Annotated in this window: 24 protein-coding genes; 17 read left to right on the forward strand and 7 right to left on the reverse strand. The window is 64.4% G+C overall.

The window, feature by feature from the left end; translation table 11 throughout:
- Window positions 1-20: 20 nt before the first annotated feature.
- Together ACI6S0_RS01430 and ACI6S0_RS01435 are read right to left on the reverse strand one after the other, a co-directional pair.
- Entirely contained in the window at window positions 21-308 is a 288-nt protein-coding gene (locus ACI6S0_RS01430; RefSeq protein WP_434404683.1) for a LysR family transcriptional regulator, read from the reverse strand.
- Window positions 309-693: 385 nt separating this feature from the next.
- Complete coding sequence (locus ACI6S0_RS01435; RefSeq protein ID WP_434404684.1) at window positions 694-993, reverse strand: hypothetical protein; 300 nt, start codon at window positions 991-993, stop codon at window positions 694-696.
- 708 nt (window positions 994-1,701) lie between these two features.
- On the opposite strand from ACI6S0_RS01435, the gene ACI6S0_RS01440 reads away from it, so the two are divergent.
- From ACI6S0_RS01440 to ACI6S0_RS01475, 8 genes are all read left to right on the forward strand, one after another.
- Entirely contained in the window at window positions 1,702-2,388 is a 687-nt protein-coding gene (locus ACI6S0_RS01440) for a glutathione S-transferase family protein (RefSeq protein ID WP_434404685.1), read from the forward strand.
- Window positions 2,389-2,487: 99 nt separating this feature from the next.
- Window positions 2,488-3,939 (forward strand): 3-isopropylmalate dehydratase large subunit, encoded by a 1,452-nt coding sequence (gene leuC, locus ACI6S0_RS01445; protein ID WP_434404686.1) that lies wholly within the window; start codon window positions 2,488-2,490, stop codon window positions 3,937-3,939.
- A 109-nt stretch (window positions 3,940-4,048) separates the two neighbouring features.
- Window positions 4,049-4,642, forward strand: coding sequence for a 3-isopropylmalate dehydratase small subunit (gene leuD, locus ACI6S0_RS01450; protein WP_004210902.1), 594 nt, complete (start codon window positions 4,049-4,051; stop codon window positions 4,640-4,642).
- 57 nt (window positions 4,643-4,699) lie between these two features.
- The gene (locus ACI6S0_RS01455) at window positions 4,700-5,023 is read left to right on the forward strand and encodes a DUF1476 domain-containing protein (protein WP_004210904.1); all 324 of its coding nucleotides are present in this window, start codon (window positions 4,700-4,702) and stop codon (window positions 5,021-5,023) included.
- Between the two features lie 13 nt (window positions 5,024-5,036).
- Complete coding sequence (locus ACI6S0_RS01460; RefSeq protein WP_004210906.1) at window positions 5,037-5,270, forward strand: BolA/IbaG family iron-sulfur metabolism protein; 234 nt, start codon at window positions 5,037-5,039, stop codon at window positions 5,268-5,270.
- Between the two features lie 64 nt (window positions 5,271-5,334).
- Window positions 5,335-5,667, forward strand: a complete 333-nt coding sequence (gene grxD / locus ACI6S0_RS01465) for a Grx4 family monothiol glutaredoxin (RefSeq protein ID WP_004210908.1) — start codon at window positions 5,335-5,337, stop codon at window positions 5,665-5,667.
- Between the two features lie 434 nt (window positions 5,668-6,101).
- Entirely contained in the window at window positions 6,102-6,470 is a 369-nt protein-coding gene (locus tag ACI6S0_RS01470; protein WP_004210924.1) for a BlaI/MecI/CopY family transcriptional regulator, read from the forward strand.
- Window positions 6,467-8,065: a M56 family metallopeptidase gene (locus ACI6S0_RS01475; protein ID WP_434404687.1), complete on the forward strand. Its 1,599-nt coding sequence runs from the start codon at window positions 6,467-6,469 to the stop codon at window positions 8,063-8,065. The genes ACI6S0_RS01470 and ACI6S0_RS01475 overlap by 4 nt, the downstream gene beginning before the upstream one ends.
- 5 nt (window positions 8,066-8,070) lie before the next feature.
- Here ACI6S0_RS01475 and hemW read toward each other — a convergent pair whose 3' ends face one another.
- On the reverse strand, window positions 8,071-9,246 hold the full coding sequence (gene hemW, locus ACI6S0_RS01480) for a radical SAM family heme chaperone HemW (RefSeq protein ID WP_434404688.1): 1,176 nt from the start codon (window positions 9,244-9,246) through the stop codon (window positions 8,071-8,073).
- Window positions 9,247-9,298: 52 nt separating this feature from the next.
- Between hemW and ACI6S0_RS01485 the strand changes: the two genes are divergently transcribed.
- The 3 genes from ACI6S0_RS01485 (at window position 9,299) to ACI6S0_RS01495 (ending at window position 11,476) form a co-directional block, all read left to right on the forward strand.
- Window positions 9,299-9,874, forward strand: a complete 576-nt coding sequence (locus tag ACI6S0_RS01485) for a CAP domain-containing protein (protein WP_010337592.1) — start codon at window positions 9,299-9,301, stop codon at window positions 9,872-9,874.
- 121 nt (window positions 9,875-9,995) lie between these two features.
- Window positions 9,996-10,721 carry a hypothetical protein gene (locus ACI6S0_RS01490; RefSeq protein WP_434404689.1) on the forward strand — a complete coding sequence of 242 codons (726 nt, stop codon included), beginning with the start codon at window positions 9,996-9,998 and terminating at the stop codon, window positions 10,719-10,721.
- 134 nt (window positions 10,722-10,855) lie between these two features.
- Complete coding sequence (locus tag ACI6S0_RS01495; RefSeq protein ID WP_099233072.1) at window positions 10,856-11,476, forward strand: CAP domain-containing protein; 621 nt, start codon at window positions 10,856-10,858, stop codon at window positions 11,474-11,476.
- Window positions 11,477-11,503: 27 nt separating this feature from the next.
- Here ACI6S0_RS01495 and rdgB read toward each other — a convergent pair whose 3' ends face one another.
- Window positions 11,504-12,133: an RdgB/HAM1 family non-canonical purine NTP pyrophosphatase gene (gene rdgB / locus ACI6S0_RS01500; protein WP_037516261.1), complete on the reverse strand. Its 630-nt coding sequence runs from the start codon at window positions 12,131-12,133 to the stop codon at window positions 11,504-11,506.
- A 124-nt stretch (window positions 12,134-12,257) separates the two neighbouring features.
- A complete protein-coding gene (gene rph / locus ACI6S0_RS01505; protein ID WP_434404690.1) occupies window positions 12,258-12,974 on the reverse strand; it encodes a ribonuclease PH in 717 nt (238 codons plus the stop codon).
- Between the two features lie 96 nt (window positions 12,975-13,070).
- Here rph and ACI6S0_RS01510 point away from each other — a divergent pair, with 96 nt between their 5' ends.
- A complete protein-coding gene (locus tag ACI6S0_RS01510) occupies window positions 13,071-13,607 on the forward strand; it encodes a DUF6438 domain-containing protein (protein ID WP_434404692.1) in 537 nt (178 codons plus the stop codon).
- 423 nt (window positions 13,608-14,030) lie between these two features.
- Here ACI6S0_RS01510 and ACI6S0_RS01515 read toward each other — a convergent pair whose 3' ends face one another.
- Entirely contained in the window at window positions 14,031-15,029 is a 999-nt protein-coding gene (locus ACI6S0_RS01515) for a DUF3883 domain-containing protein (protein ID WP_434404693.1), read from the reverse strand.
- Window positions 15,030-15,326: 297 nt separating this feature from the next.
- On the opposite strand from ACI6S0_RS01515, the gene hrcA reads away from it, so the two are divergent.
- The 3 genes from hrcA to ACI6S0_RS01530 all read left to right on the forward strand — a co-directional run bounded on the left by hrcA (window position 15,327) and on the right by ACI6S0_RS01530 (window position 18,274).
- Window positions 15,327-16,385, forward strand: a complete 1,059-nt coding sequence (hrcA, locus tag ACI6S0_RS01520) for a heat-inducible transcriptional repressor HrcA (RefSeq protein WP_004210938.1) — start codon at window positions 15,327-15,329, stop codon at window positions 16,383-16,385.
- Complete coding sequence (grpE, locus tag ACI6S0_RS01525) at window positions 16,382-16,945, forward strand: nucleotide exchange factor GrpE (RefSeq protein WP_125997692.1); 564 nt, start codon at window positions 16,382-16,384, stop codon at window positions 16,943-16,945. Before hrcA ends, grpE begins: the two co-directional genes overlap by 4 nt.
- 87 nt (window positions 16,946-17,032) lie before the next feature.
- Window positions 17,033-18,274, forward strand: a complete 1,242-nt coding sequence (locus tag ACI6S0_RS01530) for a threonine synthase (protein ID WP_434404694.1) — start codon at window positions 17,033-17,035, stop codon at window positions 18,272-18,274.
- A 38-nt stretch (window positions 18,275-18,312) separates the two neighbouring features.
- On the opposite strand, the gene ACI6S0_RS01535 is transcribed toward ACI6S0_RS01530, so the two are convergent.
- Complete coding sequence (locus tag ACI6S0_RS01535) at window positions 18,313-20,514, reverse strand: TonB-dependent receptor (protein WP_434404695.1); 2,202 nt, start codon at window positions 20,512-20,514, stop codon at window positions 18,313-18,315.
- A gap of 298 nt (window positions 20,515-20,812) precedes the next feature.
- On the opposite strand from ACI6S0_RS01535, the gene ACI6S0_RS01540 reads away from it, so the two are divergent.
- On the forward strand, window positions 20,813-21,601 hold the full coding sequence (locus ACI6S0_RS01540) for a PadR family transcriptional regulator (protein WP_434404696.1): 789 nt from the start codon (window positions 20,813-20,815) through the stop codon (window positions 21,599-21,601).
- A gap of 4 nt (window positions 21,602-21,605) precedes the next feature.
- Window positions 21,606-21,884 carry a DUF2218 domain-containing protein gene (locus tag ACI6S0_RS01545; protein WP_048938730.1) on the forward strand — a complete coding sequence of 93 codons (279 nt, stop codon included), beginning with the start codon at window positions 21,606-21,608 and terminating at the stop codon, window positions 21,882-21,884.
- Window positions 21,885-21,935 lie beyond the last annotated feature (51 nt).

Genomic DNA, 21,935 nt, shown 5'->3' on the forward strand with positions numbered 1-21,935 from the left:
AGGCGACAGCCGGGCGACATTTACCGACCGATCGGCCCCTTATGTCGGCGGATCGGCGCGAGCGGATCGGTCAGGCGGGCGGCGTGGAGCGCCAGCGCATTGGCCCAGCAGCGGTCGAAGCCGGTGCCCGCGAGCCGATCGCGCAGCCGGTGCGCGCTGGAGCGGGACATGCCGACCATCTGCGCGGCATGGCTGATATTGCCGGTTTCGAGCAGCGCGGCGAGGAAGCGGCGCTGACGATCGGGCGTCCATTGGCGGCGAGGGCGCCGGGCCGGCGCGGCGAGCGGAGGAGGAAGAGGCTGGTTCATCCAACAGGATAGAACAGAAAAAGCCCTGTGTAGGAAAGAGCTGCGGCGGGAGGGAGGGATAGCTGTCGGTCTGGAAGCGACCAAAACCGGTCATCGAACTTGCTCTTTGCCGCACTCCAAAGCCGACGCCGCTGAAAATACCTGTTCTCCGACCGTCAATGAATTGCGTGGATTGTCCGCGACCTGACGAGCGGCTCCCCCTGTGACAAAGCGGATGATTTTTTAGCAATATGGTGAAAAGTGATCGGCGCTCAATATTTCTTTCCGGCCAAGCAAGCCCGATCGTCTTTGCAGATAGGGTCTATCTTCCGTGCGGCTGCCATAATCGCCCCGCTTTTGTCTGCGGCCTGAAAGGAAGGGTCAGCATTTTGGTTTGCGCGACAATCTAACAGCAGCTTTTGCATGACATCAGTATTATTTCGTATTTCTTCAGAAGGTCAGCACCAATTTCTTTTGATGTCGTCAATCCTGACGACGGTAGGCGCTTCATTTCAAATAGCGCACGCCCGGTCATTCCGATGGCGACCTTGTAGTCAGGATTATCGCCAGTGAGCATCAATTCTCGCCCATAGTGAAACGCCGCTACGCAATGCGCCGGGTTTTTAGGGTCGGGATTTGCCGCGCTCGTCGAGCTACATGCAGAAAGTATCGCCAGCGCAGCGCTTAAATACAAAAATAACTTCATAATACCTCCGCATTCGAAGGAGGATATCGATCCGAAATATTGCCCTCAGATTAACGTGGAAGCGTGACGTGAAGGCATCGAGTGTCCGAGCACCACTGGCGGATCGAGAATGTGTCCGACAACCTCGTTCCCGAGGTTTTCCAGCATATCAAGATGGCTGATTTCGGACCAACTTTTCCGTTAGCTGACCATCCGCTTCCCACCCTTATTCGTCATTCCCGCGTAGGCGGGAATCCATCTCCTGACCTTGCATCTGGTCCCACGCTGGTGAGATGGGTCCCCGCCTCCGCGGGGATGACGGCATAAAAATGGCCGTCCCCTGATCTACCCGTTCGTATTGCCCAGCAGATCGAAATCAGGGTGCGAAAGCCACCCAGCCGCAACCGATCAGAAGCGCTCATTCCTTCTCCCGCTGGCGGGAGAAGGATAGGAAGCCTTGCCGGCAAAGCCGGCCAGGCGAAGTTGGATGAGGGGCGCTTGTTCCAGAAGAGCCTCACCCTTCCACGCCTATGGCGCGGGGCCCTCCCTCTCCCGCGAACGGGAGAGGGTAAGCAACCAGTCCGCTTCCCACTCGCTCGTCAGGGGCATGCCGAGCTTCTTAATCCTGCCTGATAAGCTGAGCTTGTCAGACCCGTGGATCGTTCCGCCTGTCGGGCGGTTCCCCGTTGCGCTAAGGGGACGCGCACCACGCATAGGGGAGATTGATCGATGGCCTATACGCTCATCACCGCCAACCGGAATTATTCGAGCTGGTCGCTGCGGCCCTGGCTGCTGATGAAGGGGCTGGCGATCGATTTCGTCGATCGGATCGAGCCCTTTGCCGCGCCGGTCAATTACAGCGCCTTTCGCAGCTTTTCGCCGACGGGGCAGGTGCCCGCGCTGATCGATGGCGACCGGACCGTGTGGGATTCGCTCGGCATCCTCCTCTATCTGGCCGACCGGCATGCGGGCGTCTGGCCCGCCGATGCCGATGCGCGCACCTTTGCCCAATGCGCGGTGGCGGAAATGCACAGCGGCTTTTCCGCGCTGCGGTCGACCTGCACGATGAATGTCGGGGTGCGGGTGGAGCTGAACCTGATCGAGCCGGCGCTGAACAAGGATATCGCCCGGTTGCGCGAATTGTGGGAGCAGGGGCTGGCGCGCTTTGGCGGGCCCTATCTGGCCGGCGCCGATTTCAGCGCGCTCGACGCCTTCTATGCGCCGGTCGCGTTCCGGGTGCGCAGCTATGGCCTGGATGTCGGGCCGATCGCGCGCGGCTGGGTCGAGACCATGCTGGCCCATCCCGCGATGCGCGAATGGGAACAGGCGGCGCTGGCCGAGACCTGGCGCGAGGAGGGCCATGAGGCGGAACTGACGGCGGTCGGCCGCGTGGTCGAGGATTATCGCGCGGCGTAACATTATTGCTTCAGCCTTGCGAAAAGCGCACATTTTCCATCGCAAGGCCTGTTTCTCCCCCTTTCCCCTGGCGCCTTACGGGTCTAGGGGGAGGGGACCATGGTTAAGCCACGCACCCTCTATGAGAAGATCTGGGACGCGCATGTCGTTGAACGGCGTCCCGATGGAACCTGCCTGATCTACATCGATCGTCACCTCGTGCATGAAGTGACGAGCCCGCAGGCGTTTGAAGGCCTACGCCTTGCCGGGCGCAAGGTGCGCCGGCCCGACCTCACCCTGGCGGTGCCCGACCATAATCTGCCGACCACGCCGCGCCGCGACGCCGACGGCCATCGCATCCCGATCGCCGACCCGGAAAGCGCGCAGCAGCTTGCCGCGCTGGAACGCAACGCGCCGGAATTCGGCGTGCGCCTGATCGGCGACGCCGACCCGGAACAGGGCATCGTCCATGTCGTCGGCCCGGAACAGGGCTTCACCCTGCCGGGCACCACTCTGGTCTGCGGCGACAGCCATACCAGCTCGCACGGCGCGCTGGGCGCGCTGGCCTTCGGCATCGGCACGTCCGAGGTCGAGCATGTGCTGGCGACCCAGACGCTGTTGCTGAAACAGTCCAAGACCATGCAGGTCGTGGTCGAGGGCGCGCTGGGCTATGGCGTCACCCCCAAGGATGTGGCGCTGGCAATCTGTGGCACGATCGGCACCGCCGGCGGCACCGGCTATGTCATGGAATATCGCGGGTCGGTGTTCCGCGACATGTCGATCGAGGGCCGCCTGACCGTCGCCAACATGTCGATCGAGGCGGGCGCCCGGTCCGGCCTGTTCGCGCCGGACGAAAAGACCTTCGCCTATATCGAGGGCCGCCCGATGGCGCCCAAGGGTGCCGACTGGGATGCGGCCGTGGCCTGGTGGAAGACGCTGCACACGGATGAAGGCGCGGTGTTCGACAAGACCGTCGTGATCGACGCGGCCGACATCGTCCCCAACGTCACCTGGGGCACCAGCCCCGAGGATGTCGTGCCGGTGACCGGCGTGGTGCCCGATCCGGAAAGCTTCGCCGATGCGTCGAAGCGCGCCGCCGCGCAGAAGTCGCTCGACTATATGGGCCTCATCGCCGGGCAGAAGATGGAAGATGTCGCGATCGAGCATGTCTTCATCGGCAGCTGCACCAACAGCCGGATCGAGGATCTGCGCGCCGCCGCCGGCCTGCTGAAGGGGCGGCATATCGCCGCCGGCATCAAGCATGCGATGGTGGTGCCGGGATCGGGCCTGGTCAAGCGCATGGCCGAGGCCGAGGGGCTGGACCGCATCTTCCTCGACGCCGGTTTCGAATGGCGCGAGCCGGGCTGTTCGGCGTGCCTGGGCATGAATCCGGACAAGGTGCCGGCTGGTGAACGCTGCGCATCGACCAGCAACCGCAATTTCATGGGCCGCCAGGGTCCGGGATCGCGCACGCATCTGGTCTCGCCGGAAATGGCGGCGGCCGCCGCGCTGACCGGGCGGTTGACCGATGTGCGTGCATTGATGGGTGAAAAAGAGGGGATGGTCGCATGAAGAAGGTATTCTGGGTGCTGGCGCTGGGTGCGCTGGCCAGTGCGGCGATGGCCGCGACGCTGGGCCGCGCCGAGGACGGTCCCGCGGTGGAGGCGAAGCGGGCGCACTGATGGACAAGCTGACTACCGTTGACGGCCGGGCCTATCCGTTCGGGATGAAGAATGTCGACACCGACATCGTCATCCCGGCGCATTGGCTCAAGACGATTTCGCGCGCCGGCCTTGGCAAGGGCGCGTTCGAGGTGCTGCGCAAGGAACCGGGCAATGTCTTTGACGATCCCGAATATGCCGGCAGCCCGATCCTGATCGCGGGCGACAATTTCGGTTGCGGCTCCAGCCGTGAACATGCCGCCTGGGCGCTTGGCGACCTGGGCATTAAGGTGGTGATCGCGCCGAGCTTTTCCGACATCTTCTCGGGCAATGCGTTCAAGAACGGCATATTGACCGTGGTGCTGCCGCAGGAGGCGATCGACCGGCTGATGGAGGTCGCCAAGACCGACCCGATCCATGTCGATCTGGAGCAGCAGAGCGTCACCACCCAATATCAGGATCGCTTCAGCTTCGAGATCGATCCGTTCCGCAAGCATTGCCTGCTGGGCGGCCTCGACGAGATCGGCCTGACCCTGGACGAGGCGGATGTGATCGACGCGTTCGAGGCGAAGGATGCGGCTTTGCGCCCCTGGCTGGTGCCGGCCGTTGCCTAAAGGCGCGGTTCCGCCTATCTCTGAACGCGACAGACGCATTTCAACAGGGCTTCACGCATGACCACTTTCGACGACCGCGAGCGCGCATTTGAAAATATGTTCGCGCACGACCAGGAGATGCAGTTCCGCATCCAGGCGCGCCGCAACCGCCTGCTGGGCGAATGGGCGGCCGCGAAGATGGGCCTGACGCCTGAGGAAACCGACGCCTATGCCAAGGCCGTCGTGCAGGCCGATTTCGAGGAAGCGGGCGACGAGGATGTCATCCGCAAGCTGCTGGGCGACATGACCCAGGCCGGCCTCGACATCGACGAAGCGGGCGTGCGCACCGCGCTCGACGAGCAGGCGGTGATCGCCCGCCGCATGTTCATCGAAGCGCAGTAAGGCAGGTATCGCCATGCCGATGGCAGCAGACGATATTGCCGAGATGATCAAGACCGCGATCCCGGATGCGCAGGTCGAGATTACCGACCTGGCCGGCGACGGCGATCATTATGCGGCGAAGGTCGTGTCCGAAAGCTTTCGGGGCATGAGCCGGGTGGCGCAGCAGCGCGCCGTCTATGCGGCGTTGGGCGGACGCATGGGCGGGGTGCTTCACGCCTTGCAACTGACCACCGCCGTTCCCAACTAACCGCCATAGCGACATATGCGTCCGCCGCGCGGCGACGCCAGACAAGAGAATTGGACCCAGTGAAATGACCGACGCCGTGCAGCAGCGGATCGCCGACATCGTCAACGGTAATGACGTGGTGCTCTTCATGAAGGGCACGCCGCTCTTCCCCCAGTGCGGCTTTTCCAGCCGCGCGATCGCGATCCTGGAGCATCTGGGCGTGAATTACGAGACGGTCGACGTGCTGCAGGACCAGGCCGTCCGCCAGGGCATCAAGACCTTCTCCGACTGGCCGACCATTCCCCAGCTTTATGTGAAGGGCGAATTTGTCGGCGGTAGCGACATCATGATGGAAATGTATGAGGCCGGTGAGCTTCAGCAGCTGATGACCGACAACGGCGTCGCTGCGGCGAACTGATCGCCGGCTCAGGGCAAAAGATCATGGGGCGGTCCGCTGGTCGGGCCGCCCTTTTTCTTGTCTGCAGTGCGGGCATATGAGGCCGGCCAGGGCCGGTTCAATGTGCTGCAAGCCTGGCTGGCGATAAGGTCTGTGAAAGCTTCGGGAACGGCCACCGGGTGGGGGATGCCTGCGGAGACCGTGCCGGCATCCCCCGGGTAGTTGAACGGTGGGTATGTGGGAAGAGAAGCATCCGGCGTGCCAGAAGTGGAAAGCCACGCGTTCGTGCATGGTTCAAGGGTTAACGCCGCCAGTCGTCCGCTGTCGTTTGTAAGGTTGGCCGACACTTTCGTCGAAAAGCCATTTGGGCCGAGCCGCTTTCCTGATTGACTACATTCGTAATCGATGCGACTACATATGTAGTTGGAGAGTCGGAACAGGGTCGGGATCAGGCAGTGAGCGAGAAGATCAGCGAAGCGGAACTGGTGGTGATGGAAGCGCTGTGGGAACAGGCGCCGGCAACCGCCAATGACGTCGCCGATCGCGTCACCGCCGAACGCGACTGGAGCCTGCAGACGGTCAAGACCTTGCTGTCGCGGCTGATGGCCAAGGAGGTGATCGCCGCCGACCAGGATGGCCGCCGCTTCCTCTATCGCCCGCTGGTGGCGCGCGAGGATTATGTGGCGAGCGAGTCCGGCCGGCTGGTCAATCGCCTGTTCGGCGGCCGCATCTCTCCCCTGGTCGCCCAGCTGGCGAGCCAGGACCAGTTGAGCGCGGATGATATCGCGGAGCTTGAGGAAATCCTGAAGGGGTTGAAATCATGAGCGTCTGGATGGCCGAAACGCTGATCGCCACGACCCTGCTGATGGCGATGGTGATGATGTTGCGACGCCCGGTGGCGCGCTGGCTGGGGGCAGGGGCGGCCTATTGGCTGTGGCTGCTGCCGCTGGCCCGCATGCTGTTGCCGACCTTGCCGCGCGAGGTTGCCGCGCCTTCGCCGCTGCATAATGTCGTGGACCAGGCTGGCCTGCCGGCGCTGCTGGAGATTGCGCCTTCGCCCGCGCCCCAGGCCGCCGCGACAAGCATCCCCTGGCTGGAAATGGCGATCGGCCTGTGGGCGCTGGGCGTCGTCCTGTTCCTGGTCGTGCAGGCGATAGGCTATGCCCGGTTTCGCCGCGACATATTGGCCGGATCGACGCCGCTGGGCGAGGAAGGGCGGATCCGCCTGATCACCAGTCCGCAGGCATCGGGGCCGCTCGCCTTCGGTATTTTCCGGCCCTATATTGTCCTGCCGGCCGATTTCGGGCTGCGCTATGACGCGCAGGAGCAGGATATGGCGATCGCTCATGAACGCGCCCATCATGAGCGCGGCGATCTGGCCGCCAACATGGTCGCGCTGCTGCTGCTGGCGCTGCACTGGTGCAATCCGGTCGCCTGGATCGCCTATCGCGCCTATCGCGCCGATCAGGAAACCGCCTGCGACGCGCGCGTCCTCTCGCTCTACGGCCAGGATCAGGCCCATGCCTATGGCCGCGCCATATTGAAGGCCGCCGGTGGTCGCCAATTTGCCGGCGCCTGCCATCTCACCCGTATCACCACGCTCAAGGGGAGGCTGAAAATGCTTTCGAGCCATGAAACATCGCTGAAGCGCATCAGCTGGGGCATGGCCGCCGTCGCCATGGTCGTTGCCACGGGCCTGGCCCTCACCGCATCGGGCAGCCGCGCCGCGCAGCAGATGGCGGCGATCACCGACAAGGTCGATCAGGCCGATTTCGCCAAGCTGACCAACCTGGTGTCGCAGCCCGTATCGGCGCGGGAGGCCCTGCCGCAGGCCGCGCCGGTCCCCGCCGCCGCGCCCATGCCGGCGGCAGCGCCTGCGCCGGTCGCCCATGCCGATCGCGTGCCGCCTGCGGCGCCCGTGCCGCCGGTTCCGGCCACCGACATCGTGCCCCCGGTTCCGCCGGTCCCGCCCGTGCCGCCGGTGACGGTGCGCAGCGAGCCGGGACGGGTGATCGTCACCCATGCCAATGGCCGGGTCGAAACCCATCGCATCCCGACCGAGGCGGAGATTGCCCGCATGGTGCCGGTGGTCGACGTGCGCGAAGGCTGCGAGGGCGACAAGGTCACCAGCCATCGCGAATTTGTCGATGCCAATGGCCGCCGCAACATCCGGGTGCGCATCTGCGAGCGGGCGATCGAAGCGCAGGCCCGCAAGGCGGAGCGGATCGCCATGCTGAACGCCCGCGATGCCGAGCGCATGTCCCGCAATGCCGAACGGGCGGGGCGCAATGCCGCGCGCGCCGGGCTGACCGCCGCCCGTGCCCAGATCGCCGCCAGCCGCATGCCGGAAAGCGATCGGGCCGAGGCATTGCGCGACATCGACCAGGAACTGGCCGACCTCGATCGCAATCCGGACTGAGGCTTTTAGACCGCCACCACTTCGGGCAGGATGGCGTCGAGCAGCAACATGCCCGCCGGGCTGACCTGAAGCCGGTTGCCGGTTCGCCAGACCAGCCCCAGATCATTCATCCGGTCGACCGCCCGATCATCCACCAGCGCGTCGATCGGCAGGCCCGAGAGGCCGGCGATCCGCGCCAGATCGACCCCTTCGCCCAGACGCAATCCCATCAGCAGCGCCTCGCGCGCCTTGTCCTCGGCCTGCAGCGGCACTTCCTGTTGCAGGCCGTTGCCGCTGCGATCGACCGCGCCCATCCAGTTTTCCGGCTTCTTGTGGCGCAATGTCGCCATGCCACCGCGGCGGCCATGGGCGCCGGGGCCTATGCCGACATAGTCGCCATAGCGCCAGTAGATGAGGTTGTGGCGGCTTTCCTGCCCCGGCCGGGCATGGTTGCTGATCTCGTAGGAAGGGATGCCGGCCTCCGCCGTCATCGCCTGGGTCAGCTCATAGAGGGTGGCACCATGATCCGGGTCGACCGGTGTCAGCTTGCCCTGCGCGGCGAGCGTGGCGAAGCGCGTGCCCGGCTCGATCGTTAACTGATAGAGCGACAGATGACCGGTGCCGAAGGAGAGGGCGCGTGCCAGCTCCGCTTCCCAGTCCGATTCGCTCTGGCCGGGGCGCGCGTAGATGAGATCGAAGCTCACCCGGTCAAAAATGCGACGAGCCGTGTCGAGTGCGCCCAGCCCCTCATCGACGTCATGGGCGCGTCCCAGGAAGGCCAGCGCCTCATTGTCGAGCGCCTGCAGGCCGAGCGACACGCGGTTGATCCCGGCGGCCGCCAGATCGCCGAAACGTGCGGCTTCCACCGAGTTCGGGTTGGCCTCAAGCGTGATCTCTATGTCGTTGGAAAAGCCCCAATGTCTTTCCGCCGCCTCGATCAGCGAAGCGGCGATGCGGGGCGGCATCAGCGACGGCGTGCCACCGCCAAAGAAGATCGAACGGAGCGGTCGCCGGCCGGTTTTTTCCGCCTCATGGGCAAGGTCGGCGAGCAGCGCAGCCTGCCACGCATCGGCGTCGATCCGGTCGCGCACATGACTGTTAAAATCGCAGTAAGGACACTTCGAAACACAAAATGGCCAATGAACATATAGGCCAAGAGCCTCGGTGAAAGCCGGTGGGGCGAGAAGGACTTCGGGTGACATGAGTGGACATATCTTTAGACGCGTTCAGCGCGGCCCGCTAGCGGCTGCACTGATGCTTTTCGGCGGGATGATCGCAGGGGCGGTCGCACCGGCATCGGCTTCGGTCAATCGCGACGTGTGGAATTATTATAATATCCAGCCGGCGCCGCGTTCCGACGCGATGCTGCGCCAGGTGGTGATGGACGTGCATAATCGCGAGCGCCAGTCGCTGGGCGTGCCCGCGCTGGCCTGGGACGATCGCCTGGCCGCCGATGCGGCCGGCTATGCGCGCCAGATGGTGCATACCAACCAGTTCCGCCATTCGCACGGCGGTGAGCGCGACGAGGAAATCGGCGAAAACCTGTGGATGGGGACGCACCGGGCCTATGGCTATACCGCCATGCTCGACGCCTTCATGGACGAACGCCGCGCCTTCGTGTTCAAGGCCCGCTTCCCCGATGTCAGCACGACCGGCAATTGGGAAGATGTCGGCCACTATACCCAGATGATCTGGCGCGGCACCCGTCGGGTTGGCTGCGCGCTGGGCGAGGGCGCCCAATATGATTATCTGGTCTGCCGCTATTATCCGGCCGGCAATGTCTATGGCATGAGCCCGTTCGACCGCGACTTTGGCGGCTGGCAGGGCTGAAGACCTTATCCCAGGCGGATCATTTTTCCTCTCTGTCGATTATGCCTTGAAGCGCAGTCGGCAAAAGGGGGGAGGAAAAATGCAGCCCGTTTCAAGAGCAAGGCCATGGGCCTGTATCAGCATGACGATCGCGCTGCTGGCTCTGGCCGCGTGCGGTTCACCGTCCCCGACGCCCGATAATCAGGGTGCTGCGCCTACCGCGCCCGAAAATACCTCCACCACCGCCGCCCAGCTAGACAAGGCACCGGCCCCCCGATCCAGCCAGGCCGACCTGTCGCCCCTGTCCTGCACCGCCGAGATCGGCGCCGCAGCGGCCGAGCGCCGCGTGAAGCGGTGCATCAGCGTGTCGCCCGCCACTCATCCGCCCTGCAATGCCGCCAATAGCTGTGCGATGATCGAGGATGAGATTGCGCGCAGTTGCGCCCTGTTCGACGGCCAGGGCGAGCCGATGGCGGGATGCACGCCCGAACCCATGACCATGGCAGCCGCGGCGGCCGTGGTGCAGCGTTATTATGCGGCGATCAACGCGCGCGACTATGGCACCGCCTGGAGCCAGTGGGGCGAAGATGGGCCGGCAGGGCAGACGATGGAAAAATTCCAGGCCGGCTTTGCCGCCACTCGGGCGACCCATGTGACGATCGGCCGGATGACGCCGGGCGATGCGGGCGCCGGCTCCGTCTATCAGCCGGTGCCGGTGACGATCGACGCGGAACTGGCGGATGGCACGCGCCAGCATTTTGCCGGCACCTATGTCGTGCGGCGCGTCAATGATGTCGACGGGGCATCGGCGGCGCAGCGGCGCTGGCATATCGATTCGGCGAAGCTGCGACCCGTTTCGTCGGAGTGACGCGGACAGGTGATCGCCTGTGCCGGACTATTCATCCCTGCTTCACACGATCGGGCGTTTAGCCGCAGCATCGCGTTCCGAACCGGCATGGCCGGGGGAGAGGCGCGGGTTATCGGGTCGAAAGAACGAAGACGATGCGCGGGTGGAAATGGGGGCTGGCCGTTGCGACGGCCGCCATGATGCTGGGGATTTTCGGTGGCAAGGGGCAGGCAGCGCCGGAGCGGCGCGCGCCCGGCCCGGCCGAACAATATGGCATGGAAGAGGCCGATCGCGACGATGGGCTGCTGCAGGACGTGGTCCTGGGCATGCATAATGACGAGCGCAGCCGCTGGGGCCTGACCCCGCTTGCCTGGGACCGGACGCTGGCGGCGGATGCGGCGCGCTATGCGCGGCAGATGGCGCGGACCAATATCTTCGCCCACAGCCCGCGCGCGACCCGCGCGGTGCCGAGTGGCGAAAATCTGTGGATGGGAAGTCGCGGCCTCTATGATTATGAGGTGATGGTCGGCGCGTTCCTCAATGAACGGCGCTATTTCCGCCGGGCGGGCAAGATGCCCAATTTCAGCACCACCGGCCGCTGGCAGGATGTCGCCCATTATACCCAGATCATCTGGCGCGGCACCCGATCGGTCGGTTGCGCGCTGGCCGAGGGGCGCAGCTTCGACTATCTCGTCTGCCGCTATTATCCCGCCGGCAACATGTTCGGCATGGGGCCGCTGGATGCGGCGCCGGTGCTGGCGGGCGGCGAGGAATAGGGGCGGTCGGGACTGCCCCCATCTGGTTCAGATCACTGCCTTGACCAACTGGGCGAAGGCGTCGGCGCGGTGGCTCATGGCGTGCTTGGCGTCCGGGTCCATCTCGCCGAAGCTGATGTCGTGGCCCAAGGGCTGGAACATCGCGTCATAGCCAAAGCCATTTGCCCCGCGCGGCGGCCAGACCAGCAGGCCGTCGACCCGGCCCTCGAACGCCTCGACATGGCCGTCGGGCCAGGCGAGGGCGAGAGCGCAGATGAAATGGGCGCCATGGCCGGCGTCCGGCCCCTTGGCTTGGACCCCATCCCACACCTTCTGCATCGCCATGCCAAAATCCTTGTCCGGCCCGGCCCAGCGGGCGGAGAAGAGCCCCGGATCGCCGTTCAGCGCCTCGACGCAGAGGCCACTGTCGTCGGCCAGCGCCGGCAGGCCAGAGAGGTCGGCGGCCTGCATCGCCTTCAGCTCGGCATTGGCGATGAAGGTGGTGCCGGTCTCCTCCGGTTCGGGCAGGTCGAGCGACGCGGCGGAGATCGGCTCGATCCCATAGGGGCCGAGCAGGGCAGCGATTTCCCGCACCTTGCCGGCATTGTGGCTGGCGATCACCAGCTTGCCGGGCTTCAGCTTGCGGATCGCCTGTTCCTGTCCAAAATCGTCGCTCATCTGGCTCTACCCTTATTCCATATGGTCATCCCGGCCCCCGAGCCGGGATCCCGCTTTCTTGTCAGCTTTCGCGCAGTCAAGGGAAAGCGGGACCCCGGGTCAAGCCCGGGGTGACGGGATTGGCTTAGCGACCCGTCGCCACATCCTGCGCGGCGAAGATATTGGCGCAGCCGATGCGGGCGAGGCGGAGCAGGCGGAGCAGCTCTTCCTCGTCATAGGCCGCACCCTCGGCCGTGGCCTGCACTTCGGCGAACTTGCCGTCGCCGGTCAGGATCAGGTTGGCGTCGGTCTCGGCATTGCTGTCCTCGGCATAGTCGAGGTCGAGCACCGGCGTGCCTTCATAGATGCCGCAGCTGATCGCCGCGACCTTCTGGATGATCGGGTCTTCGCTGAGCGCGCCCGACTGCAGCAGCTTGTCCACCGCGATGCGCAGCGCAACCCAGCTGCCCGAGATAGCGGCGGTGCGGGTGCCGCCATCGGCCTGGATCACGTCGCAGTCGATCACGATCTGGCGCTCGCCAAGCTTCTTCAAATCGACGACGGTGCGCAGCGAGCGGCCGATCAGGCGCTGGATTTCCTGGGTGCGGCCCGACTGCTTGCCCTTGGCCGCCTCGCGGCTGCCGCGGGTGTGGGTGGCGCGCGGAAGCATGCCATATTCGGCCGTGACCCAGCCCGAACCCTTGCCACGCAGGAAGGGGGGCACCTTTTCCTCGATCGAGGCGGTGCAGAGCACGCGGGTGTCACCGAAACTGACGAGGCACGAGCCCTCGGCATGGATGGTGAAGCCGGGTTCCATGGTGATGTCGCGCATCTGGTCGGGCGCGCGGCCGGAAGGACGCATAATATTCTACTCCGAAGCGGTCAGGTGGCGGGCCTTAGCGCTCGGCTGCGCTGCATGCCAGTGCCAAGCGCCAAAAGTTGCGATAAGAGGGGCGCCATGAAGAGAGCGATGATGATGGGGCCGGTTGCGCTGTTGGCACTGGCGGGATGCGTGACCGACCGGGAGAAGGTGGAGCTGGAGCCGCCGACGGCCGCCGGCGACACGATCCGCTTTACCGCCGGCCGCTGCTTTGGCGCCTGTCCCGCCTATACGCTCACGGTGACGCCCGATGGCTCGGGCCTGCTGGAGCCCGAGCGCTTCACCTCTGTCCCCGGTCCGACCCGCTTCACCGTCAGCGCCGCGCAATATCGCCAGCTGCGCACCGGCCTTGCCCCGTGGAGGCCGGCGACCGGCACGGCAAAGCGCATCGCCCAGGGCGAAAATTGCACCCGCTTCGCCACCGACATGCCGAGCTACACGATCGAATGGACGCGCGGTGACGGGAAGGGTGGGGGCAAGGGGGCAAAACCGACCCGGCTCGATTTCCAGTCGGGCTGCATGGACAGCCGCTATGCGAAACTCCGCACGACGATCGGCACCATCCCCAGGACGCTGGGCATCGAACCGATGCTGAAGCCCAAGCCGGCCAGCTGAACCGCCGCCCCGCGACGCGACAGTTGAAAGTTCACAGTGTCGCAGGGGCCAATTTGCGTCGATTCCGGTATATTGCGCCTGTGATGCGCCAGCGAAGCGACACCGGCGCGACATTTGGGTCACGCCGACGCGGCAGTCGCGCGCCTCTGACGCGACAGTGAGGCGACAAGATAGCGACAGCGGCGCGACAGTTTGGCGCGTGGGAAGGCGGATGAAGGCGGTCGGTTCCATCGCACAGGGTAGATCAGAAGTGCGGCGCGTAGGACAGGGGGGAGTTTGCCTCCGTCCTCCGCTGAGGCCTCCCCGAAAGCTGCAGTTCGTTTCGATTGATACTCGTGGCGCTGTTGAACCAATGTCCCTAAAGAGGCAGCAAATGCCTCCGGCCGCCTCACGTGCATCGCAGCTCTGCCCGGAGTGTCATTCTCAACACGAAACTCGGGCAGCCATCCGCTCTTCAATTTTCAAGCTTCTGCCATCCATCGTCTGCCAACCATGCTTGGTTTCATATTGGAATATGGATGCAAGAGGGGCATCGCTCAGGCAGTCGGTCACAACATATAGAACGTAGGTTGAACGATAATTTAAATCGTTCATCTTGGACCATTCATTCGGTGTAAGCTCGGCTCTTACCGCATTCCCGCTGCACCCTTTAACCTCAACGTAGAGAACCTTATCATCGCGTCGGCATTCGAGGTCCCAGCCGCGCGCATGTGCTTCGACCGATTCTACCTCCCATGCACCACCTTCTTCCGACTCGTAATAGGTTGTCGCATGTTTGATCGCGGTTTCTTCGACTTGTCGCCGAAGTGCAGGATTCGTGTTGCGAGGGCCGCCTTGCCTACCTTTGCGTTTTGCTAAGCTGACATTGTCGTCCACGTTGTCGATGTATGCTGCGACCTTGGTGCGATATAGGTCCAGTGCGTCATAGTAGGTGGGGGACTGCCCAAAGCCACCATCCACTCGATGAGCGGATAGAATTTGGAAATTGCGGGCGGTGACAGGGAGCAGCCTGCAATCTTCGATTGCAGCATCGACCATGTATTCAGGCCATTCACGTGTGTGGGGGGCGACAGGAGCGGTCTGCACATTGCGGTGGACGGTGGCATTGCGGTACCATCCTACAACTACGGTATCTTGGCTATTGGGGCGACGTGCCATCCATACTACGGTGACTCCACTTATGCTTTCGTCTTTTGGGCTCGCTCCAAGTCGACGGATATTGATGCCCTTTTCTCCGGTTGGGCGATAACCGAGAAAACGTCCTTCGAACGGCACAAAATTGTATGCTTCGCCGCCGTGGGTGCTCGTCTTCAAATGGCCATGTCCTCCAAGCGTAAGGTCGTCAGATACTGCACCTAGATAGTTTGTCATCCATCCAATATTGAAGAATATCATCGGTGCTACGTGATCTGCTTCTGTCATTTTATTTGCCCTCTGAGTACATGGTTTGGTTAGTGCTGGTCGGCAGAGCCTGCAATAAAATTTACCGATCTTCCTATCTGCGTGGCTTTGGCGAAATATCGATTTCGACTGTCGCCTATTCCAACTACTCGCGAGTAGTTGGCTGGCGCTGAAAGTCAGCTATTTTCGGTCTGATCCATCTTCATTTCTGGAGGAAAAATCGGCCGCTGTTGTCGCCTGACCAGCGGAACCTGATCATTCCGTCTCCATCCAATCTCCCCCGTTGAGCCCGACCCCAAAGCCGCCTACATCATCGCCATGGCCGCCACTGCCTCCATCGCCGAACTGAATGACCGCGCCCGCGACGTGTTTCGCATGGTGGTGGATAGCTATCTGGGCACCGGATTGCCGGTGGGGTCGCGCACGATCAGCAAGATGGGGCTGAGCCTCTCGGCTGCCTCGATCCGCAATGTGATGCAGGATCTGGAGGAACTGGGTCTGCTCGCCGCGCCGCATACCTCTGCCGGGCGGATGCCGACCGAGACCGGGCTGCGGCTGTTCGTCGACGGGATGATGCAGGCGGCCGAGCCATCGGTCGAGGAGCGCCGCGCGATCGAGGCGGGGCTGGCTGAAGTGGGGCTGGCCGAGGGCGGGCCGATCGAGGAGGCGCTGTCGGCGGCGACGGCGACGCTGTCGGGCCTTTCCGCCTGTGCCGGCATCGTCATGGTGCCCCGGCGCGAGCCGGTGCTGCGCCAGTTCGGCTTCGTGCCCTTGAATGACCGGCAGGCGCTGGCCGTGCTGGTCGGGCAGGACGGATCGATCGAGAATCGCGTGCTCGACCTGCCGCGCGGGGTGACGCCCTCGATGCTGAACGAGGCGGCCAATTTCATGTCGGCGCGCTTTGGCGGGCTGACCCTGCGCCAGGCCGGCGACCTGCTGGCCCGCGAGATGGAGCAGGAGCGCTCCACGCTGGAGGGCGCGGCGCGCGAGCTGGTGACGCGCGGCATTGCGATCTGGAGCCATGACGCCGATGACCGCCCCGTGCTGATCGTGCGCGGGCAGGCGCATCTGATCGACGATGGCACCGCCGCCGACCTCGACCGGGTGCGGCAATTGCTGGAGCAACTGGAGGGCAAGCAGGAGATTTCGCGCCTGCTGGAGAGCGCGCTGGCCGGCAGCGCGACCAAAATCTTCATCGGTTCGGAAAACAAGCTCTTTTCCCTTTCGGGTTCATCGGTCATAGCCGCCCCCTATCGCGGCGGGGACGGCCGGGTCGTCGGCGTGGTCGGCGTGATCGGCCCCACGCGCTTGAACTATGCCCGAGTGATCCCCATGGTGGATTTCACCGCACAGACGCTGTCGAGATTGATGAGATGAGCGAAGACAAGCAGACTATCGAAAATACCGAAACCCTGGACCAGCTGCCCGAGCAGGAGACCCCCGTGGACGCCCCTGAAAACGCCAATGCCGAGCGTATCGCAGCGCTGGAAGCCGAGCTGGAAACGGCCAAGCAGGACATTCTCTATGCCCATGCCGATACGCAGAATGTGCGGCGCCGGCTGGAGAAGGAGCTCGCCGACGCGCGCGCCTATGCCGCGACCAGCTTCGCCCGCGACATGCTGTCAGTGGCCGACAATCTGGGCCGGGCGCTGGCCGCCATCCCCGCCGATCTGCGCGAGGACGACAAGTTCAAGGGGCTGGTGACGGGCCTGGAAGCCACCGGCCGCGAGCTGGAGGCGGTGTTCGGCCGCAACGGCATCACCAAGATCGAATCGGTCGGCCAGCCGCTCGACCCGAACAAGCATCAGGCGGTGATGGAACTGCCGTCGGCGGACGCCGAGCCGGGCACCGTGCTTGTGGAAATGCAGGCCGGCTACAGCATCAAGGACCGCTTGCTGCGCCCCGCCATGGTCAGCGTGGCGAAGAAGCCGGACTGACAAATATCCGCCCCGTTCGGGCTGGATCGGTCAGGGTCCCCCGTGGGGCCGCGAACGCACCGAATCCTTGCCCGAACGGAGGCCCTTTTGCTGCACGACCTCAACCTCACCACCGACCGTCCGACCTTTGTCACCCATCTCGAATGTTCGCTGACCGGCGAGCGTTATGAGGCGGATCGGCTGCATGGGCTGTCGGCGGCGGGCAAGCCGCTGCTGGTGCGCTATGATCTGGACGGCGTGCGGGCCACGCTGACCAAGGAGGCGCTCAGCAGCCGGCCGATGGACCTGTGGCGCTGGCGCGAATTGCTGCCGGTGCGGCAGACCAGCAACATCGTGAGCCTGGGCGAGAATGCGACGCCGCTCATTCCGCTGCCGCGCACGGCAAAGCGGCTGGGCGGGGCGCAACTGCTCGCCAAGGATGAGGGGCGGTTGCCGACGGCCTCTTTCAAGGCGCGGGGCCTAGTCATGGCCGTGTCCATGGCCAAGGAACTGGGCGTGACCCAGGTGGCGATGCCGACCAATGGCAATGCCGGCGCGGCGCTGGCCGCCTATGCCGCGGTCGCCGGCATGGAATCGGTGATCTTCTGCCCGGCCGATACGCCCGAAGTGAATGTGCGCGAGATCGCGGCGCAGGGCGCGCGGGTCTATCGCGTCAACGGCTATATCGACGATTGCGGCGCCATCGTCGGCCAGGGCGTCAAGGAACGCGGCTGGTTCGATTTCTCGACGCTCAAGGAGCCCTATCGGATCGAGGGCAAGAAAACGATGGGGCTGGAACTGGCCGAGCAGCTTGGCTGGGAATTGCCGGATGCGATCTTCTACCCGACCGGCGGCGGCACCGGCCTGATCGGCATGTGGAAGGCGTTCGACGAACTGGAGAAGATCGGTTTCATCGGCTCCAAGCGACCCAAGATGTTCGCGGTGCAGGCCGAAGGCTGCGCGCCGATGGTCCGTGCGTTCGAGCAGGGCGTGGAATTTGCCGAGCGCTGGGAGGATGCCCAGACCATCGCCATGGGCATTCGCGTGCCCAAGGCGGTGGGCGATTTCCTGATCCTGCGCGCGGTGCGGGAAAGCGGCGGCGCGGCGCTGGCGGTGTCGGATGCGGCGATCGCGGCGGCCGTGCGCGACGTGGCGCGCGACGACGGGCTGCTGCTATGTCCCGAGGGCGGGGCGACGCTGGCGGCCTACAGCCGAGCGCTGGACGAGGGGCTGATCGGCCGCGACGAGCGGGCGGTGCTGTTCAATTGCGCCAGCGGCCTCAAATATCCGCTGGAGGACCAGAGCCGCGCGCTCGACCGGCACGCGCCGATCGATTTCGCGTCGCTCTGATGGCCTGAACGGGCGGGCCGTGGCCCGCCCGCTTATCATCAGAAACGATAATCCCAGCCCAGGGTGAAGAGCCGCCCGCGACCGGCGAAGAAGGCCAGATTGTCGTTGGGCAGGCGCGTGTCGCTATTATAGTCGATATAGAATTTATCGAACAGATTCTGGACGCTGAGATAGACGCCGCCCAGTGATGCGGTGTCATAGCGGAGATAGGCGTCGGTGACCGCATAGCCGCCGAAATTGTTGCGCCGGTCCGGGTTCGCCTTGCCATGGAAATTGCGCGACAGATAATATTGGGTCTGCAGCCGCGCCGAGATGGCGCCATGGCGATAGTCGGCGGCGACGTTCAGGCGATCGGGCGAGATGTTGGTGCCGTCCAGATCGGTATCGACGATGCCGTCGGGATTGACGCTGTCGCTGTCATAGCGGCCCTTGAGATGGGCATAGCCGGTGGAGAGCTTGAGGCCCGGCAGCGGCGTCTGCACGCCGAGGTTGATCTCCAGCCCTTCGATCTCGACCCGCTGGCGCTGCACGGTGAAGATGCCGTCGCCCTGCGCGATCAATATCTGGCCCTTGTCGCTGGACGACCAGAAATAGGTGGCGCTGGCGTCGATCGGGCCGCGCTTCACCTCCAGCCCGATCTCGCGGTTGTTGGAGACGATCGGGCTGATGTCGAGATAATCGTCGAGGTCGACGCCCGCGACGCGGATCGACCGGGTGACGCGGCCGACATCGGGCATGGTGAAGCCCTCGGCATAGCTGGCATAGGCACGAATGCCATCGATCGGCTCGAAGATGAGGCCGCCGTTCAGCAGCGCGTCGGAGAATTTGGGCTTGCCGCCCGCGACATCGACGCCGCCATAGGTCGCTACATTCTTCCCGTCATAGGTGGTCGATGCCAGGGTGTGGAAATCGTCGATCTTCACCTGCACATTTTCCCAGCGCACGCCGCCCGCCACGCGAAACAGCCCGTCGGCGATCTTGAGATTGGCCTGGGCGAAGGGGGCGATGGAACGGAAGTCGCTGGGCGGCACCCAGGTGCGGCCGGTGACCATCAGTCGCTGTTCCGTCTTGTCGAACAGGACGTCGAGGCCAACCGTGGTGGTCAGCGCCTCGAAGCCGGGCAGGGCGCGTTCATAGCTGATCTTGCCGCCGATCTTGCGCGACCGGTTCTGCGACTGGTCGAACAGGGTGCCGGGCGTCGCGATGGCGGGATCCTGGAAGGTCGGGATCGCGGCGAATTCGCCGCCGAAAATGTCGCGGCTGCGGTTGAAGAAAAGCTGGGTGACGAGGTTGCCTCCGGCGACATCGCTGTCGGTGTAGGAGAGGGACGCGCTTTCGGTGCGGTTCGATCCCGGCGTGCCGGGGGCGTCGCCCTTGACTGCGGTGGTGGGGAGGCCGTTGGCGCGGCTGCCGGGGAGCGGGACATAATCGCCATCGCCCTTCAGCTCATAGCGATTGAGGATCAGGTCCAGCCGGCCGGTATCGCCCACGGCATAGCCCAGCCGCGCGAAGATGTCGGTGGTCTGCGATGCCTGGGTCTCGCCCTGGGTCATGTTGATGCCGATGCGGCGGTTGCGCGCGTCGTAGAAGGCGCCGCGCTTTTCATAGGAGGCGCCGACCGTGGCATCGAAAGCGCCGGCCTTATACTGGACCAGCCCGGCCGCCTTGCCGCCGAAGCCGTCGCCGTCGAAATCGTCGCTCGCCGAACCCTGCAGCAGCACCCGACCGCTGATGCCTTCTTCCTTGGGCGCGCCGACCGTCACCTGGTTGACGATGCCGCCAGTGCCGCCAATGCCCTGCAGCGCGTTGGAGCCATAGATGAGTTCCACCCGGTCGATGAAGAAGCCGTCGATGGTGAAGCCGTCGCGGCTGCCGTCGCGCAGCGGGGTCGATTGCGGGATGCCGTTGATGGCGTAGAGCGGCGAGCGGCCGCGCAGCGTTTCGCCTGCGCCCGACAGTTTGCCGCGGGTCGGCGAGAAGCTGGGGGTGAGGGTGGAGATGGCATCGGTGACCGAGCCGGAGATCGCGATCTGCTGGTCCAGCATCTGCTTGTCGATCAGGTCGATCGTCAGCGGCAGCGCATTGGGCGGCAGGATCGAGCGGGCGGCAGTGACGACGATCGATTCGCTGCTCTTGGTGTCAGCGTCGGCCTCGGCCTGCTGCGCCATGGCTGGCGATGCGAGGGCGATGGTCAGCGCCGCCAGCGCGATTGCAGAGTGACGAATTTCGATATGACGCATTATCGCGATCCCCTGATCCATGTTGGGCAGGGCTGCTAACGACAATCGATCGCAAGAACAATCACATTCTGCATAATGCTTATGCGATGAGGTGATAACCCCGATTCCCCTGCGTTTCGGGAGGGTGTCTCTATCATAAGATGCATAAAGATATATCGCATGCATTGACGCCGGTGATTTTTAAGATATATCACAATGCATCATGAAGCATTTTGAAAGAGAGAATATGCATTTTTCCCATTCCGATCGCGGCGCTGGGCGCCGGGGTTGCCGGCCGGGCCGGCACATGGATGACGTCATGGCCGATCGCGGTTTCGACCCGCGCAGTGCCGACCCGCGCAGTGCCGACCCGCGCAGTGCCGACCCGCGCAGTGCCGACCCGCGCAGTGCCGACCCGCGCAGTGCCGACCCGCGCAGTGCCGACCCGCGCAGTGCCGATCCGCGCGGCTTTGGCCGTCATGGCGGGCGCGGCCATGGCCGCTTCTTCGGACCGGGCGGCTTTGGTCCCGAGGGGTTCGGGCGCGGTTTCGGCGGTGGCCGGGCAGGTGGCCGGGGCGGTCCGTTCGGTGAAGACGGTTTTGGTGACGGTCCCTTCGGCGGTGGCCGGGGCGGGCGTGGCGGCGGGCGCCGGCGGCTGTTCGGCAATGACGCGCTCAAGCTCATCCTGCTCAAGCTGATCGCCGATGCGCCGCGTCACGGCTATGACCTGATCCGCGAGATCGAGAGCCTGTCGGGGTCTGTCTATGCGCCCAGTCCGGGCGTCGTCTATCCGACCCTGACGCTGCTGGCCGACATGGACCTGATCGCCGAGCAGCCCGGCGAAGGCAGCCGCAAGCTGTTCGCCATTACCGAGGCGGGCACCGCCCATCTGGCCGAGCATGAGGCCGGCGTTGCCGAGGTGATGGAGAAGCTGGCGCATCTGGCCCGCAAGGCCGAACGTAATGATGCCGCGCCGGTGCGCCGCGCGCTGCAGAATATGCGGGTGGCGATCCAGCATCGGCTTGAAAAGGAAGGCGCCGATTCCCAAACCATGTTCGACGTCGCGGCCCTGATCGACGAGGCCGCCAGCAAGATCGAAAGGCTCTGACCCCATGACGCTGACCGCCACCGTGCCGACCACCCATGGCAGCCGTTATCTGCAGCAGCTGTGCAAGCATTGGAGCCACAAGTTCGAGACCAGCTTCGACGCGGACAAGGGCGAGATCGCCTTTCCGATGGGGCCGATCCACCTGAGTGCCGATGCCGAGCTGCTGACCGTGGTGCTGGAACCCAATGCCGACGCCGATGTCGAGACGTTCAAAAAGGTCGTAGCCGACCATCTCGACCGCTTCGCCTTCCGCGAGGCGCCCTTGCCCTTCAACTGGGCGTGAGAGCCTGTTTGAAAAATCGCGAAAGAGCGATTTTTCAGCGCGGTTCCAGCC

Origin of the sequence: Sphingobium sp. DN12 (assembly GCF_051058005.1) — a bacterium.
GTDB lineage: Bacteria > Pseudomonadota > Alphaproteobacteria > Sphingomonadales > Sphingomonadaceae > Sphingobium > Sphingobium yanoikuyae.

What these genes read in the sequence shown, in the direction of transcription:
- ACI6S0_RS01430 (WP_434404683.1), bottom strand. Translation starts at nt 308, where the DNA reads ATGAACCAGCCTCTTCCTCCTCCGCTCGCCGCGCCGGCCCGGCGCCCT.
- ACI6S0_RS01435 (WP_434404684.1), bottom strand. Translation starts at nt 993, where the DNA reads ATGAAGTTATTTTTGTATTTAAGCGCTGCGCTGGCGATACTTTCTGCA.
- ACI6S0_RS01440 (WP_434404685.1), top strand. Translation starts at nt 1,702, where the DNA reads ATGGCCTATACGCTCATCACCGCCAACCGGAATTATTCGAGCTGGTCG.
- leuC (WP_434404686.1), top strand. Translation starts at nt 2,488, where the DNA reads ATGGTTAAGCCACGCACCCTCTATGAGAAGATCTGGGACGCGCATGTC.
- leuD (WP_004210902.1), top strand. Translation starts at nt 4,049, where the DNA reads ATGGACAAGCTGACTACCGTTGACGGCCGGGCCTATCCGTTCGGGATG.
- ACI6S0_RS01455 (WP_004210904.1), top strand. Translation starts at nt 4,700, where the DNA reads ATGACCACTTTCGACGACCGCGAGCGCGCATTTGAAAATATGTTCGCG.
- ACI6S0_RS01460 (WP_004210906.1), top strand. Translation starts at nt 5,037, where the DNA reads ATGCCGATGGCAGCAGACGATATTGCCGAGATGATCAAGACCGCGATC.
- grxD (WP_004210908.1), top strand. Translation starts at nt 5,335, where the DNA reads ATGACCGACGCCGTGCAGCAGCGGATCGCCGACATCGTCAACGGTAAT.
- ACI6S0_RS01475 (WP_434404687.1), top strand. Translation starts at nt 6,467, where the DNA reads ATGAGCGTCTGGATGGCCGAAACGCTGATCGCCACGACCCTGCTGATG.
- hemW (WP_434404688.1), bottom strand. Translation starts at nt 9,246, where the DNA reads ATGTCACCCGAAGTCCTTCTCGCCCCACCGGCTTTCACCGAGGCTCTT.
- ACI6S0_RS01485 (WP_010337592.1), top strand. Translation starts at nt 9,299, where the DNA reads ATGCTTTTCGGCGGGATGATCGCAGGGGCGGTCGCACCGGCATCGGCT.
- ACI6S0_RS01490 (WP_434404689.1), top strand. Translation starts at nt 9,996, where the DNA reads ATGACGATCGCGCTGCTGGCTCTGGCCGCGTGCGGTTCACCGTCCCCG.
- ACI6S0_RS01495 (WP_099233072.1), top strand. Translation starts at nt 10,856, where the DNA reads ATGCGCGGGTGGAAATGGGGGCTGGCCGTTGCGACGGCCGCCATGATG.
- rdgB (WP_037516261.1), bottom strand. Translation starts at nt 12,133, where the DNA reads ATGAGCGACGATTTTGGACAGGAACAGGCGATCCGCAAGCTGAAGCCC.
- rph (WP_434404690.1), bottom strand. Translation starts at nt 12,974, where the DNA reads ATGCGTCCTTCCGGCCGCGCGCCCGACCAGATGCGCGACATCACCATG.
- ACI6S0_RS01510 (WP_434404692.1), top strand. Translation starts at nt 13,071, where the DNA reads ATGAAGAGAGCGATGATGATGGGGCCGGTTGCGCTGTTGGCACTGGCG.
- ACI6S0_RS01515 (WP_434404693.1), bottom strand. Translation starts at nt 15,029, where the DNA reads ATGACAGAAGCAGATCACGTAGCACCGATGATATTCTTCAATATTGGA.
- hrcA (WP_004210938.1), top strand. Translation starts at nt 15,327, where the DNA reads ATGGCCGCCACTGCCTCCATCGCCGAACTGAATGACCGCGCCCGCGAC.
- grpE (WP_125997692.1), top strand. Translation starts at nt 16,382, where the DNA reads ATGAGCGAAGACAAGCAGACTATCGAAAATACCGAAACCCTGGACCAG.
- ACI6S0_RS01535 (WP_434404695.1), bottom strand. Translation starts at nt 20,514, where the DNA reads ATGCGTCATATCGAAATTCGTCACTCTGCAATCGCGCTGGCGGCGCTG.
- ACI6S0_RS01540 (WP_434404696.1), top strand. Translation starts at nt 20,813, where the DNA reads ATGGCCGATCGCGGTTTCGACCCGCGCAGTGCCGACCCGCGCAGTGCC.
- ACI6S0_RS01545 (WP_048938730.1), top strand. Translation starts at nt 21,606, where the DNA reads ATGACGCTGACCGCCACCGTGCCGACCACCCATGGCAGCCGTTATCTG.